General features: G+C 45.5%; 12 protein-coding genes. 10 read left to right on the top strand and 2 right to left on the bottom strand.

From position 1 onward, the window contains the following. Window positions 1-261: 261 nt before the first annotated feature. The 4 genes from coxB to ABWW54_RS15920 all read left to right on the top strand — a co-directional run bounded on the left by coxB (window position 262) and on the right by ABWW54_RS15920 (window position 4873). On the top strand, window positions 262-1548 hold the full coding sequence (gene coxB / locus ABWW54_RS15935; RefSeq protein ID WP_502907822.1) for a cytochrome c oxidase subunit II: 1287 nt from the start codon (window positions 262-264) through the stop codon (window positions 1546-1548). A gap of 19 nt (window positions 1549-1567) precedes the next feature. Continuing rightward, complete coding sequence (gene ctaD, locus ABWW54_RS15930) at window positions 1568-3151, top strand: cytochrome c oxidase subunit I (RefSeq protein WP_353413671.1); 1584 nt, start codon at window positions 1568-1570, stop codon at window positions 3149-3151. Between the two features lie 205 nt (window positions 3152-3356). Further along, entirely contained in the window at window positions 3357-3908 is a 552-nt protein-coding gene (locus ABWW54_RS15925) for a cytochrome c oxidase assembly protein (protein ID WP_353413669.1), read from the top strand. A 77-nt stretch (window positions 3909-3985) separates the two neighbouring features. Further along, window positions 3986-4873, top strand: a complete 888-nt coding sequence (locus ABWW54_RS15920) for a cytochrome c oxidase subunit 3 (RefSeq protein WP_353413668.1) — start codon at window positions 3986-3988, stop codon at window positions 4871-4873. Window positions 4874-5054: 181 nt separating this feature from the next. On the opposite strand, the gene ABWW54_RS15915 is transcribed toward ABWW54_RS15920, so the two are convergent. After that, window positions 5055-5579 carry a Smr/MutS family protein gene (locus tag ABWW54_RS15915; protein WP_353413666.1) on the bottom strand — a complete coding sequence of 175 codons (525 nt, stop codon included), beginning with the start codon at window positions 5577-5579 and terminating at the stop codon, window positions 5055-5057. Between the two features lie 39 nt (window positions 5580-5618). Further along, window positions 5619-6572 (bottom strand): thioredoxin-disulfide reductase, encoded by a 954-nt coding sequence (gene trxB / locus ABWW54_RS15910; RefSeq protein ID WP_353413665.1) that lies wholly within the window; start codon window positions 6570-6572, stop codon window positions 5619-5621. A gap of 251 nt (window positions 6573-6823) precedes the next feature. On the opposite strand from trxB, the gene ABWW54_RS15905 reads away from it, so the two are divergent. The 6 genes from ABWW54_RS15905 to ABWW54_RS15880 all read left to right on the top strand — a co-directional run bounded on the left by ABWW54_RS15905 (window position 6824) and on the right by ABWW54_RS15880 (window position 15132). Further along, a complete protein-coding gene (locus tag ABWW54_RS15905) occupies window positions 6824-9154 on the top strand; it encodes a DNA translocase FtsK (RefSeq protein WP_353413664.1) in 2331 nt (776 codons plus the stop codon). Window positions 9155-9160: 6 nt separating this feature from the next. Next, window positions 9161-9790, top strand: coding sequence for an outer membrane lipoprotein periplasmic chaperone LolA (gene lolA, locus ABWW54_RS15900; protein WP_353413662.1), 630 nt, complete (start codon window positions 9161-9163; stop codon window positions 9788-9790). A gap of 5 nt (window positions 9791-9795) precedes the next feature. Further along, window positions 9796-10170, top strand: a complete 375-nt coding sequence (crcB, locus tag ABWW54_RS15895; RefSeq protein ID WP_353413661.1) for a fluoride efflux transporter CrcB — start codon at window positions 9796-9798, stop codon at window positions 10168-10170. Between the two features lie 163 nt (window positions 10171-10333). Further along, a complete protein-coding gene (gene serS, locus ABWW54_RS15890) occupies window positions 10334-11614 on the top strand; it encodes a serine--tRNA ligase (protein ID WP_353413660.1) in 1281 nt (426 codons plus the stop codon). Window positions 11615-12136: 522 nt separating this feature from the next. Further along, the gene (locus tag ABWW54_RS15885; protein WP_353413659.1) at window positions 12137-13654 is read left to right on the top strand and encodes a hypothetical protein; all 1518 of its coding nucleotides are present in this window, start codon (window positions 12137-12139) and stop codon (window positions 13652-13654) included. Between the two features lie 95 nt (window positions 13655-13749). Continuing rightward, window positions 13750-15132, top strand: a complete 1383-nt coding sequence (locus ABWW54_RS15880) for an outer membrane beta-barrel protein (RefSeq protein ID WP_353413657.1) — start codon at window positions 13750-13752, stop codon at window positions 15130-15132. Window positions 15133-15300 lie beyond the last annotated feature (168 nt).

The raw sequence follows: 15300 nt of genomic DNA, 5'->3' as shown, positions 1-15300 counted from the left end.
CAAAACATGGGCTTAAAAAGTAGTGTAAGTCGTATTATTAGTTTCGACGTGAGGGTCTCGGAGGTGTTCTGTAACAAGGGGCGCCCTGGTAAAGGCTATTCACATTGGTGAACTTAAGTCGGATAATCGATGGTAGACTTTACGCTCGAGAATTAGATTGCGGCTAGAAACAGTGAATCACGGCTTATTTTCTTAAGTTGTTGTTTTATAGCTGTTTTTTGATCGTCACGAATAAATATTTTAATTGGAGTGCCTCTAATTATGTTGTTTTCTCAACACGGTAAGCTTTCTGCTCGTTTGGTAGCAGTCAGCGCCACGATAGTCACCATGCTATTTAGTGGCTTAGCTCAAGCGGATTATCGCTTGAACTTCCAAGATCCTGTGACAGGTGTTGCTCGCGAGATCTACGATTTGCATATGCTGATTTTTTGGATCTGCGTTGCTATTTTCGTGGGCGTATTCGGCGTGATGTTCTACTCGATCTTCAAACACAGAAAGAGTAAAAACTTTACTCCGTCGACGTTTAGTCATAGCACTTCCGTGGAAATCATCTGGACGATCATTCCATTTTTGATTTTGGTGGGCATGGCCGTACCTGCGACGCGTGTGCTGATCAAAATGGAAGATACCACCAAGTCTGACCTTACGATTAAGATTACGGGTTATCAGTGGAAATGGGGCTATGAATATATGGATGGGAGCGATATCAGCTTTTACAGTACGCTATCCACCCCTCGCACTGAAATTGACCAGTTTAATAAAGAAACTGCCACCGAAATTAATGAAAATTACCTGCTCGAGACTGACAAGGCGCTCATCGTGCCAGCAGGCAGAAAGGTTCGTGCATTGATTACTGCTAATGACGTAATTCATGCTTGGTGGATTCCTGCGTTTGGAACCAAAAAAGACGCGATTCCCGGCTACATCAATGAACTCTGGTTTAATGTTGACGAGGACAAAACCGGAGTCTATCGAGGAAATTGCGCCGAGTTGTGTGGTAAAGATCATGCTTATATGCCAATTGTGGTTGAAGTGCTGTCTGCCGATGACTTTGATAAATGGGTTGCGGCTGGCGGAGAATTCAATGCCAAAGGTTTCGCTAAATTAGACGGAAAGGCTGTTGAGCAAGTGGCCGAGACGCCAAGCGTTGATAGCTCTGAAGAAAAAGAATCCAGTTTCGCTGAGTCTGTGATTGAAGCGGTTGTGCCCGCGGCTGAAGCCGCTGATGAAGGCGCGACTCTGTCCATGGATGAGTTACTCACCAAGGGCGAGAGTGTTTATAATTCTCAGTGCGCTGCTTGTCATATGGCGGATGGTGCTGGATTGCCCGGTGTTTTTCCAGCAATTACAGCGAGTGCGCTGGTGGTAGGTCCCCTCGACGCGCACCTGGATATTGTTATGAATGGAAAGCCCGGCACGGCAATGGCGGCCTTTGGGCGCCAGTTAGATGATGAAGAGATCGCCGCTGTGCTGACCTATCAGCGCAACGCCTTAGGTAACAGTGTTGGTGATTCGGTGCAAGCTGCCGATATTGCTGAGAATCGATAGAGAGAGTAGGAGAAATATCATGTCACATGCAGCAACTGCTCACGATCACCATGATGATCACGATCATATGCCAACTGGCTTCAAACGTTGGTTTATGTCTACCAATCACAAAGACATTGGCACGCTTTATTTAGTTTTTTCACTCGCCATGCTTATGCTAGGCGGTGCTTTTGCGCTGGTTATCCGCGCGGAGTTATTTCAGCCGGGATTGCAGTTTGTGGATCCTCATTTCTTTAACCAAATGACGACAGTTCACGCTTTGGTTATGGTGTTTGGCGCTGTTATGCCGGGCTTTGTTGGGTTTGCAAACTGGATGTTGCCATTGATGGTAGGTGCGCCAGATATGGCACTGCCGCGCATGAATAACTGGTCATTTTGGATATTGCCTTTCGCGTTCAGTATTTTGATCATAAGTTTTTTTGTGCCAGGTGGTGCTCCGGCTTCAGGATGGACTTTGTATGCGCCTTTGACGATTCAAGGTGGCATGAGTGTTGATATGGCGATTGTAGCCATTCATATGATGGGCATATCATCGATCATGGGGGCGATTAATGTGATCGTTACCGTCTTGAATATGCGTGCTCCTGGTATGACATTGATGAAGATGCCCATGTTCGTATGGACATGGTTAATCACGGCGTTTCTTTTGATCGCTGTTATGCCAGTTTTTGCTGGTGCGGTCACTATGTTGTTGACGGACCGACATTTTGAAACGGCTTTCTTCAACCCAGCTGGCGGTGGCGACCCGGTGTTGTATCAGCACATCTTTTGGTTCTTTGGCCACCCAGAAGTGTACATTATGATTTTGCCTGCATTCGGCATCATTTCTCATATCATCCCAACCTTTGCTAGAAAGCCTCTTTTTGGTTACAGCTCAATGGTCTTCGCTACGGCTGCGATCGCCTTTTTGTCTTTCATCGTTTGGGCTCATCATATGTTTACCGTGGGTATGCCCTTGCAAGGTGAGCTATTTTTCATGTATGCCACCATGTTGATTTCGGTCCCCACAGGCGTGAAAGTTTTCAATTGGGTCACTACGATGTGGCGCGGCTCCATGAGTTTTGAGACACCCATGTTGTTTTCTATTGGCGTGGTGTTCTTGTTTACGCTGGGCGGTCTTTCAGGTTTGATGTTGGCCATCACACCGGCTGACTTTCAATACCACGACACTTATTTTGTTGTTGCTCATTTTCACTACGTATTGTTTTCAGGCGCTGTTATGGCGATGATGGGGGGAGCCTATTTTTGGTTGCCTAAGTGGACAGGGCATATGTACAACGAAAAGTTAGGTAAAATCCATTTTTGGTTAACTGCCATATCGTTTAACGTCACATTCTTCCCTCAGCATTTCTTAGGGCTAGCGGGAATGCCTAGGCGTTATGCAGATTACAATCCGATATTCACTGAGTTCAATCAATGGTCTTCTATCGGTGCTTTCTGTTTAGGTCTGTCTCAATTGCTGTTCATTTATATTATTATCGTCACGGTTAGAGGTGGTAAGAAAGCGACAGCTGAAGTTTGGGATAATCCTGAAGGGCTAGAGTGGACAGTGCCAAGTCCGGCACCTTTTCATACCTTTGATACGCCCCCTACTGTTAAGTAAGAGATTCAGTTCAGATCGTATAGGTTGGTGACTTGTCGCCCCTTTCTAGTAGAGGGGCAAACACAGATAATGAATAGAAACAGACAAAACGACGAGCAGAAAAAGAGCAATGCAAGGTTGGCGTTAGTGATCGCAATTGTGCCATTGCTTTTGTTTGTTGCTGCCTTTTTTATTCGACGTTGATTTAACGCATGAGTTTTTTTTGATGGCTGAAACTTTACAAAATTCAAGTAATCAACGAAATAGCGTGGTTATAAAACTGGTGATCATTGCCGCGGTTATGTTTGGCTTTGGCTATGCGTTGGTGCCTCTGTATGAGGCGTTTTGTCGAGTTACTGGCTTTGGTGGTAAGACCGATGTTATTGAGGAAGCTGCGGCACAAGCAGCAACCTTAGTGGACCGAGATGTTTCCGTGAGTTTTACGTCCCACGCTCACTCATCCTTACCTTGGGTGTTCAAGCCGATCACTAAGGGCGCGGATATTAAGGTGGGTGAAATACAAGAAGCCGTCTTTTACGTAAAGAACACTTCAAAGCAGGCGATCACTGGCATGGCAACATTTAACGTCACTCCGCCGCGTGCAGGTTTTCATTTTAAGAAGACAGAGTGTTTTTGTTTTACCAAGCAGATATTGCAGCCGGGTGAAGAGAAAGAGATGGCCGTACGTTACATGTTAGATGCTGAGTTGCCTGACGATGTGCATGAGCTCACTTTGTCCTATACATTCTTCGATAATGCGAAGTACGCTGGGCAATAATTTAGACTACAAAATAGAATTACAATTTGAGCTGAAGTTCATAGAAGCTTTGGCTAATTAATACAGAGGAAACCAATATGGCTTCACATTCACAAGATCATTATTTCGTACCCGACGCGAGCGTATATCCCTTTGCCTGCTCAATCGCTTTGTTCTTAATCGCGATGGGTGGCGCTAGCTATTTAAATGGCGTGGCCATGGGGCCGAACATGATGATGGTCGGTTTTTTGGTTATGGGGGTGTTGCTGTTTAAATGGTTTAGCAGCGTGGTAAAGGAAAGCCCTGAATATAATATGGATGTAGATAAGTCTTTCCGCATGGGGATGTCTTGGTTTATTTTTTCGGAAGTTATGTTTTTTGCTGCCTTTTTTGGCGCACTCTATTACATACGTAATCTATCAATTCCTTGGTTGGCTGAAACTGAATTGCTGTGGCCTGGGTTTGAAGCTACTTGGCCGTCTTCGGGGCCGATAGGTGCTGAGCTAGTAACTGGAGCGCTCCCGGATGCCACGGCTGTTATGGAGGGTACTAAGTACGGTCTAGTTGATCCGCTTCATCTTCCTTTATATAACACGTTGTTACTTTTGACATCGAGTATCACACTTACAATTTCGCATCATGCGCTGCGCGTTAATAATCGAGTTCAGGCTATCGTTTGGTTGGCTATCACGGTTGCATTGGGTGTGTGGTTTTTGTTTCTGCAAGCTGAAGAATACATAGAAGCTTATCAAGTTCTCGGTCTTACAATGGGTACCGGTGTTTATGGTTCTACGTTCTTTTTACTGACTGGATTTCATGGATTCCACGTTACTTTAGGGGCATTTATACTATTCATCGTGTTGCTGCGTATGTTGAAAGGACATTTTTCTGGCGAAAAACACTTTGCGTTTGAGGCTGGTGCTTGGTATTGGCATTTTGTTGACGTAGTGTGGGTTGGCTTGTTTATTTTTGTTTATATCTTGTAAGCGACTCAGGCTGCGTATTTACCCTAGTTGTTTTTGGGTAAATCTTACCCCAACGAGCCTGTTGTTCAGAAGCTGGCTGTTGGTGGTTAGTCGATTTAAACTAAGGCCCAGATACAGTTAATTCGTATCAGGGCCTTTTTAATTGGCGGTTTTAATAGGGTAATCGCAAGAAGCGGCATTCTTATTGCTTGTTAAGGAGCACGTAGACGGCCCCTGTGCCGCCATCATTGTTTGGTGTTGATACCACGGCGATAACATGTTGGTTTTTACTTAACCAACCTAGAAGCATGCGTTTGATCACCGGGGTTCTTCCGGCAGAATTTCGTCCTTTTCCATGAACTATTCTCACGCCTCTTACTTGATCGCGTGCGCACTCATTTATAAACCCGTGTGTCTCAATTTTGGCTTCACTTGCCGTGTAGCCATGCAAATCAAGCTCATCTTGGATCGCGAAATCTCCCCGGCGTAGCTTCTTAAGTATTCGAGACGAATGGCCGCTTCGAAGAAATTTTAATTCGTCGCCGCTTTCGAAGCTAACGGCTTCATCCGAATACTCAAGTAGCTCGTCCATGACTCGTTGGTCATCCAACAGTCTTTGCCTGGGGATTGGCTTAATAGCCTTACGATATGGCGTGACCTTATCTTGGGCTATTGGTTTAACACCCATGCCTAACAATCTATCCATGCTGTCTTTGTCGTCGGGCATTTCTGGTGTTTGAGTGCGTGCTGTATGAGCGGTGTTCAGTTACGTTTGATTTTTGAGGTAGCGATCCGCGTCTAACGCGGCCATGCAGCCTGAACCAGCAGAAGTGATGGCCTGACGATAAATATGGTCCATTACGTCTCCGCAAGCGAATACGCCCGGTATGCTCGTTGCCGTAGCGTTGCCTTCTGAGCCGCTATTAACCTCTATGTAGCCACCTTTCATGTTAAGTTGCCCATCAAAAATACTGGTGTTAGGGCTATGCCCAATAGCAATGAATGCGCCGTCTACGTTAATGTCCTTAGTAGCCTCGCTTTCGGTGGACTTGATGCGCACACCCGTAACTCCGCTGTCGTCTCCAAGAACTTCATCTAGAGTGTGATTCCACTCGACGTTAATATTGCCGTTTTCAGCCTTGTCCATGATGTGGTCGACTAAAATAGCTTCGGCTCGAAACTCGTCGCGTCTGTGTATGACGGTGACCTCAGAAGCGATGTTTGATAGGTATAATGCTTCTTCTACAGCTGTGTTGCCGCCGCCTACGACCACGACAGGTTTGCCGCGATAGAAAAAACCATCACACGTAGCGCAGGCCGAGACACCCTTGCCCATGAAGGCCTCTTCAGAAGGAAGCCCGAGGTATTTGGCGGACGCGCCCGTAGCAATGATCAGGGCGTCACATGTGTAAGTTCCTGCGTCGCCGGTAAGCGTCAATGGCTTTTGAGTTAATTCGACCGTATGAATATGATCAAATACTATTTCGGTTTCAAAGCGCTCAGCGTGTCTGAGCATTCTTGCCATGAGTTCATTTCCATCCACACCTTGATCATCCCCCGGCCAGTTGTCGACTTCAGTTGTGGTTGTTAGCTGGCCGCCTTGTTGGAGGCCGGTGATCAGAACTGGATTTAAGTTAGCTCGGGCTGCATAGACTGCGGCACTATATCCTGCGGGGCCAGAGCCTAAGATTAGAACCTTGCAGTGTTTGGGGTCAGACATATTGATGCTCTCCAATGAGGCTAGGATAAACAATTTACCCTGCTGGTGTTAGTATCGTGAAATTCTAAATAATTACAGCTCTTTTTGATAGCGGGCATTTTTATTATTTCAAGGTATCCTGCGGATTAACTTGAGTTAAAAAATGTAAGAAGTTTTAAGTTGAATCATTAAAAGTTTGGCAGGTGTGTTTATTGCCTAATCAGGCTAAAATACACTATTGATAGGGGTTTGAATAAATTAGGCTTAACGCAATGCCACAGGCAAAGAAAAAAGAAATAAAGGAATCAGACACAGGGGTAATGTCGCCGCGTGTAAAGGAGTTGGGTTCGGAAATTGTGGTGGTGTTCAGCGTGTTCTTGGCAATCTATGCGCTGTTGTCGTTGCTGACCTACGACTCGTCGGATCCGGGTTGGTCACACAGCGGTGGAGACGAGGGCACTATAGAGAATCTGGGCGGGCAGTTTGGTGCCAACTTTTCAGACATGCTTTTGCACGGTTTTGGCTACGTTTCCTACTTGGTTCCTATAATGATTTTGGTGCTAGGCGTCAATTTCTTTCGCAATCGCCATAGTACGGCTGAACCTTCTTACATTAATAGAGTGCTTGTTGGTGTGGGCTTTTTGATCACCGTGATGGGGGGCTGTGGGCTAGAGAATCTCCATTTTAATCATTGGGCCATTGGTGAGCCTTTTGTCGCCGGTGGCATTTTAGGGGATTGGTTAAACGGCTCTCTAGTTAGCCTCTTCGGATACGTTGGTTCCACCTTGCTGATGGTTGTTCTGTTTCTAACAGGTGTTACCGTGTTTACCGGTTTGTCCTGGTTTTGGTTGATGGATGCTATTGGCGAGAGAATATTCATCAGTATTGACAAGTTTAAAGAGCGAAGAGAACAGAAAGAAGACAGGGAGATTGGCGAAAAAGCCCGGATCGTTCGGCAAGAAGTCGTTACCGAGCTGAAAGAGAAAGTGAAAGTCGCGCCGACGATAAAGCCTAGGATACCTCCTGCAGAAGCGGCCAAGGTAGAAGATAGTGGTCGAATGGAGCGGGAAAAACAGACCAGCATGTTTGACTCAATGCACAGCGATAACAACTCTTTGCCTGCGTTGTCACTGTTGGATGTTCCTGAGCCACAATCGTTTGGTTATTCCGATGATGAGTTGAACGCGTTATCCGTGTTGCTGGTTAAGAAGCTTGCTGACTTCAATGTGTCTGTTGAGGTGGTTAGTGTGCATCAAGGACCAGTAATTACGAGGTTTGAAGTTGACCCGGCCGCAGGGATCAAGGCGGCAACAATTACTGGCCTGTCTAAGGACTTGGCTAGAGCTCTTTCAACCGTCAGTGTCCGAGTTGTTGAGAACATACCTGGTAAGCCTTATGTGGGGATTGAAATTCCAAATGAGTCGCGGGAAATTGTACGATTGGTAGAAGGGTTGTCATCCAGGCAGTTTGAGAACATGAGTTCTCCTTTGGCCTTGGTGCTTGGAAAAGATATTAGCGGTAAAACTGTGATCGCCGACCTTGCTAAAATGCCTCATGTGCTCATTGCGGGTACGACAGGTTCGGGAAAATCGGTGTGTATCAATGCCATAATCTTGAGCTTGCTTTATAAGGCTACTGCGCAAGAAGTTCGATTAATCATGGTCGACCCAAAGATGCTCGAGCTTTCAGTTTACGAAGGAATTCCCCATCTAATGTGTCCGGTAGTCACGGATATGAATGAAGCGGCTAATGCACTTAGATGGAGTATCGTTGAGATGGAGCGGCGTTATAAACTAATGTCTGAGTTGGGCGTACGGAACCTTGCTGGCTATAACCGAAAAGTGAAGCAAGCAGAGGAGTCGGGTGACCCAATTATGGACCCTATGGTGCGAGAGGGCCAGGTTGCTGAACCACTGCAAGAGCTGCCCTGTTTGGTTGTGGTTATCGATGAGCTCGCTGATTTGATGATGACCGTTGGCAAAAAGGTTGAAGAGTTGATTACACGTTTAGCGCAAAAGGGGCGAGCTTCAGGCGTACATTTGGTGTTGGCCACACAGCGACCCTCTGTAGACGTTATTACTGGATTGCTCAAAGCGAACATTCCTACCCGTATCGCATTTCAAGTGTCGTCAAAAGTTGATTCAAGAACAGTAATTGACCAAATGGGTGCTGAAATGCTTTTGGGGCACGGAGATATGTTGTACGTGCCGCCGGGGTCAAGCTTGCCGGAGCGTGTTCATGGGAGTTTCGTAAGTGATGCAGAGGTTCATGGTGTCGTCGAATCGCTGAAAAGTGAAGGCTCACCGCAGTATGATGAAAGTATTCTCAGTGCACCAAAAGAAGTTAACGATGCGTTGCCAAGTGCATTTAGAGACGAAGCGGTAAATGATGATCCTGAAAACGACCCACTTTATGATCAGGCTGTGGAGTTTGTGACTCGCACGAGAAAGGCGTCAATATCATCGGTCCAGCGCCAACTTAGGGTTGGTTATAATCGAGCAGCTAGAATGATCGAGACGATGGAGATGACCGGTGTGATTACCGCTGCTGAAGAAAATGGGCGGAGGCAAGTTTTGGCTCCACCCCCACCCGAAGATATGTAGGTTTTGATGATATTTAAAATATTCGTGTTGTGTGTGTTGTTGTTTGGTAACAAGGCAGGTGTGGCATCTGAGGTGTTCTTGAGTGAATTCTTTACAGAAGTCAGCACCTTGAAAGCTGGCTTTGAGCAACGGGTCGAGGATGAAACTGGCGCGGTACTGGAGACTACCTCCGGTTCATTTTATTTGTCTCGCCCCGGAAAATTTAGGTGGGATTACGATAGTCTCGATGACAGCATTGAGAATGGCCAACAAATAGTCGCAGACGGAGAACACTTGTTTTTCTATGATCCAGACTTGGAGCAAGTCAGTAAACGATCATTGAAGGATTCTCTTGGGCAGGTTCCGAGTCTGCTGCTGGTGCAAAGTGGCGCGAATATTGAAGAGCATTTCAATGTGGTCGACTACGGTGTAACCGATGGGCTTAGTTGGATTTCTCTTAAGCCAAAAGATGCCGACGCCGGGTATAAGCAGTTAATGATTGGATTCGATCAGGGCGTGATAAAGAGCCTTCTGTTATACGATGGTTTAGGGAATACAACCCGTTTGGATTTGTTGAATGTGCAAAGTAACGTAAAGATAGATGCCAGCGTGTTTGCGTTTGACGTGCCCGAAGGCGCTGACCTATTAAGTGAGTGATAAAGATGATCTATGTGTGGGTTGCCTTCGCTGGCGGTGCGGGGGCATTGTTAAGGTTTGGTGTTTCTCGAGTTGTCATGACCCAGGGATGGCTGGGCTTTCCCTACGCAACATTGTTTGTAAATGTTTTGGGTAGTTTCTTGATAGGTTATCTGGCGTGGGCGCTTACTCAAAAGTGGGGGCTGTCGGAAGAAGCTAAGTTTGTCGTTGTTTCAGGATTTCTTGGTGGATTTACCACTTTCTCGGCATTTTCTCTAGAGGTTGTCGGCATGTTCGAGCAAGGGGCCGTTCTCAAAGCCATTGCTTATATGAGCCTTACTTTGGTGTTGTGTGTCTCTGTGTGCGCTGTTGGAGTGATGATGGCCAAAGCCCCGTCTTAAGGTCGTTGAATTTGGGGTATCCGTTTATCCTTTGTAAGCGGTCTTTTTTTGAATATTGGCTATGAGTGGCGGCCTAAAGACATTACACTAATGCGAATTTTTCGGAAGGTCTCAGAACTCTTTTCTTGGGCCGGTCACTGAGCACACTAGAAAGTAAATCTTCATGTTAGACCCTAATTTGTTAAGAAGCGATATAGAGACTATCGCACAGAAACTCACCATTAAAGGATTTAGTCTGGATATCAATTCTTATCAAGAATTAGAAGCCAAGAGAAAATCCTTGCAGGTTAAGTCCGAAGAGCTGCAGGCTCTGCGCAAGGCTAAGTCCAAAGATATTGGAAAGATTAAAGCTCAAGGTGGGGATGTGGCCGCGTTGATGAACGAAGTCAATGGGTTTGCTGAGCAGTTAAAAACGTCTCAAGAAGAACTAGAGGTGGTGCGCGGTGCTTTGCACGACATCACTTCTGTGCTTCCCAATGTTCCTCATGAGTCTGTCCCTGCGGGTAAGACCGAAGACGACAACATACAAATTGCACAATGGGGCGAGCCCAGAGTCTTTGATTTTTCAGTGCAAGATCATGTCGATCTGGGTGAACAGTTAAATGGCTTGGATTTTGAGCTGGCAACCAAAATAACTGGATCACGGTTTGTCGTAATGCGCGGAGCGCTTGCTAGGATGAACAGAGCATTGATACAGTATATGCTTGATACGCACACAGAAAATCATGGTTATCAAGAGACATATGTGCCTTACTTGGCTAACGCTGAAAGCCTTACTGCCACTGGTCAGTTGTCTAAATTTGGTGATCACGACTTGTTCGCGGCTCAAGCTGAGGATGGTTATTACCTAATTCCTACGGCGGAAGTGCCAGTCACTAATATCGTGCGTGATGTCATACTCTCAGAGGCGGACTTGCCATTGAAAATGGTGGCTCACACACCGTGTTTTCGACGTGAGGCTGGTTCCTATGGGCGAGACACGCGGGGGATGATTCGCCAGCATCAATTCGAGAAGGTTGAGTTGGTGCAAGTGGTCCATCCGGATAATTCTTATGCCGCTTTAGATGAGCTGACCGGCCATGCCGAGGCCATACTTCAAGGTTTAGAATTACCCTATCGAAAGGTCGTTTTATGTGGTGGTGATCTTGGTTTTTCCGCCGCTAAAACCTTTGATCTAGAGGTGTGGTTGCCGGGACAAAATGCGTATCGAGAGATATCTTCGTGTTCTAATTTTGAGGATTTTCAAGCTCGAAGGTTGATGGCTAGATTTCGCGGTGAAAGTAAAAAAACGGAGTTGCTTCATACCATTAATGGATCTGGGCTCGCCGTTGGGCGAACGTTATTAGCCATAATGGAAAACTGTCAGCAAGAAGACGGTTCGATTGTTGTGCCAACGGCGTTACGCGGATATATGAATGGTCTCGAGGTTATCGAGCCAGAATAGGTAAGTTACTGGTCACTTTGGCTTGATGTTTGTAATTAATTGATAAATATGGGCTGTAGTTACTGTTAGTTAAACAAAAATAGTATAAAAGTATTAGGAACTAGTTGTTTTTACTAGTTTTTGGTATTATTGCCCTCGACGTAAGCGATGGGGAAGTTGAGTTAGGCTCAAACGTAAAGGTCGAGATATTTTCTTTGACTGTTTGAGTTGTTGAGTATCTGGTGCTACGGGTCACTTAAAAGGCACCAGACTCATTTCAACGTTAATAATAAAAATAGCCCTTGTGGTACTTGCGTTGCTAAGTCTGGGGTAATGAATATGTTTGTGGTGACTCACTTTTTTGTTTTAGGGTTGGATGTGTGAGCACCTTAATCAGTGCTGGCCTATCCGTTATTTGTCAAAAATAAGTTCCGGTGTAAACGGGGCAGCACGGTAACTAATGGAATTTTGAGTCTTCGTGTGTGCTTTGTTGATACAGGAATTTGAAGATTTAATTTCGTTATTTTGGTCGGTGATGAAAATATGTTGTTCAACTATTCAAGTGTTTTTCCTAGCAGGTGTTTGCGGATACTATCTGCCATCGTCTTTACATCGACGGTAGTTATCGGTACGAGCGTGGGCGCTCAGGAAACCTCAGGAAGTGCCGCTTCGGCCGCTCCGGTCAACAATGGTAACTATCTTAATGAGGATGGGTATCGGATTTTAGGCGAAGGAGAGAGTGAGTTCGATAATTACTCCGACTCTTTCGTGCGTGATTGGCGTAATGCTGATCCAGACTACGATGACACCGAGTTCGGTGACTTGATGTACAATGAAGCGAGCATTCCGACCAAACTGGAAGTTCTTCGCCTGTTAAGTAAGGATACGCCGTCAATGCTTGTTTTCTTGCAAGCCGTAGCAATGGGTGTTGATATTGAAGACGTTTTAAAAGCGTCGGTTAGTTACGAGCCCGATAAAGCTCAAGATCTCGCAGCTTCTGCTGTGAGTATTATTCCCGTCCTATCCGATAAGGCCAGTTATTTATATTCAGGCTATGAGCTCGAGGATCTAGAGCGAGAAGATGATGAGTCCTATAAGGTTCAAGATGTGATTGATCGATTTTTCGAGCAAAGAGAGGTGCTAAGGCCTTACCCTGATTGGTTTGAAGGTCAGTATCACTTTTTGGCGTCTGCCCAAGAGTTGGAGCAGTTGCAGAACCCAGAAAAAGAAGTTAAGTGGTACCGGACCAAATCGACAGTGGATATAGATCAACGGCCGGTTTTTGTTTCGTTGTATGAAGGTAATCAAGCCGTTCTCATCGACGGAGAAGACAGAATTACAGACGCTTTAGCAAAAGACCCTGAAGCGTTGCTGCCGGTTGTTGTTATTTTCAATCGAGTTAATGAGCGTTCAATAGACCAACTAGGTTATTCAAAGACGTTGCGAGGTGTTCAGCAAGCGTATTCTGAAGAGCGACTTATGCTTACACCGACGCCTGAATGGCAATTGGGTGAGTATCATATGTACGCTGACGTTTCAGAGTTTTACGATATTTTTGACATCCCGGAAGAAGATGATTTTGAACCCGAAGCTTGGATCAAGCTTTTAGAGGAAGCCGAAGACTATTCCGTAATGAATACGTCCTTCATTGTGGTGATTTTGAGTGGAGGCAGCGGTGAAGACGAGTCAGAAGAGCAAACAGCCCTAGCGAAACGAAAAGTTGTTGATAGCCACGTGCAGTTCGCCGTTTGGGATGACCCAAGAACTGAAGCTGAGTTTCAATACGTGGCGCCTAGGGACAATGATTCATTGTCCATGGAAAACATCTTAGGTGAAGGTATGATTTTCAATCGTCCAGACTTGCTTGCCGCATTGAAAACTCTAGGTGTAACAAAGGTGCCTGTCTCTTTTTATTATATTGATAGCGATCGGACTAAGCCATTCATCAAGGGGGCTAGAGGGTTGATCAACTCCGTTACGGGCACATTGTTGAATCCGGCACCACCTAGCTCGAGTGGCGGGATAACGCCATGTGCGTCGCCTCCGTGTATCGATCAATAACCAAACTCATTAGAAGTTTTGTCGAATCATAATTAAGAAAATCAACAACGCGATGAAATTTCAAAATAGAAAACTTCAAATAGTTGAATTGCAACATGTTTAAAAGTGTCAAGGGTAAGTTAATTCTGGTTGGCCTGACCGGGGCGGTAGCGGTGGCTAAGCCACTGTATGCTCAAGTTGTGGATAAAGGATTGAGCCCTGCTGCAAATACGTTCCGATCTCATCAAGATGCGTCAATACGCAGAGATTCTGGTTTATATCAGCCGTTAGACCTGCTGAACGATTTCTACCCAAGTATTGAGGTTGTTATCGGTAAGCACGACAACGTGCGCAGGCGGCCGGACTTTGATGAAGATGACCTTAGGATCGCAGTCAATCCGGCATTGGGTTACAGAACCAATTTTGGTAGGCATCAGTTTTACGCTGCCTACCAAGGATCTTTTGTGTTTCACGATGACATAGAGCAAGAAGATGCGCAGGCAAATGCCTTCAACGCAAAATTGGGTTTAGACCTTACGCGCCGTTGGGATCTAGAATTGTTTGGTTCGATCGGCGAATCTTATGAAGAACGAGGAGTTTCTGGCGCGCGCGAGTTCTTTGCGTTTCAAAATAATGGCATTGATTCCGGCCCAGAAACAGTGGACTACGTTAGTTACGGTGCAGACTTAATCTTTGGGCGGAAAATTGGAATTCTTCAGGGCGTACTCGGGTACGAATACACGGGTACTAATTTTGACAGTGAAGGGTTGTCCAGTGATCAGAATTTCGAAGACAGTCGTGATCGCGAAACTGAATCTATTCACTTAGATTTGAGTTGGCAGTTTGCTGATAAGACGTCAGTTTTTGGTCGTGTGCAACAAACTGATATCGATTATGATCGTCGCGATACAACCCTAGATAGCAGGCAAACGGATTATTTAGTGGGCTTGCGTTGGAAACCTACGGGCGCGCTCAGTGGTGCGCTGGGAGTTGGATATTCCTCAAAAGATTATGAAGATCCATTCCGTGATGAATTTGAAGGCAGTATTTATTATGCAAACGTTAACTATGCCTTCAATCCATTTTCTACCGTTAGCTTAAATGCTTCTCGCACGGTTGAAGAGCCTGGTGAAGTGAATGCCGACTTTTATCAAAGTGAATTTATTGGGTTGGGTTGGAGTCATGCCTTTAATTCCAAGGTAAGCCTTGGTGCTTATGCGAAGGCGATTGACGACGATTTTAATACCGGCCGAGAAGATCAGTTTTTCGATTGGGGTTTGGAGCTAAATTACAACTGGCGTAATTGGTTAGCGGCCAGTATTTTTTATGGCGAAATTGACAGGGAGTCTACTCTTGAAGACTTCGAGTACGATGATCGTTATTACGGAATTAGGTTGCGTTCTGATCTAAGATCGTTGCTAGGATCTAATAATGAAGACAAGGTTGAGCCGTACTCATTTGACAATACTCAGAGAACTAAATCTACTCAAGGTAATTAACTTTGACGTTAATTACCTTTGAGCCTGGGCTAATCCTTCCCGGGCCAATTGTTAATAAACGTAGAAATTGACGTGCACGTTTAGATTTTTTAAGGAAAGTTCTCTTTCATTTCTAGTGGTGGTATATATTAAGGGTTTATGAAATAAGTCATTTTTTGCTGGCCCATG

Origin of the sequence: Arenicella sp. 4NH20-0111 (assembly GCF_040366405.1) — a bacterium.
Lineage (GTDB): Bacteria > Pseudomonadota > Gammaproteobacteria > Arenicellales > Arenicellaceae > Arenicella.
The sequence above is the reverse complement of the archived record's forward strand: the minus strand, read 5'-3'. Positions and strand labels throughout refer to the sequence as shown.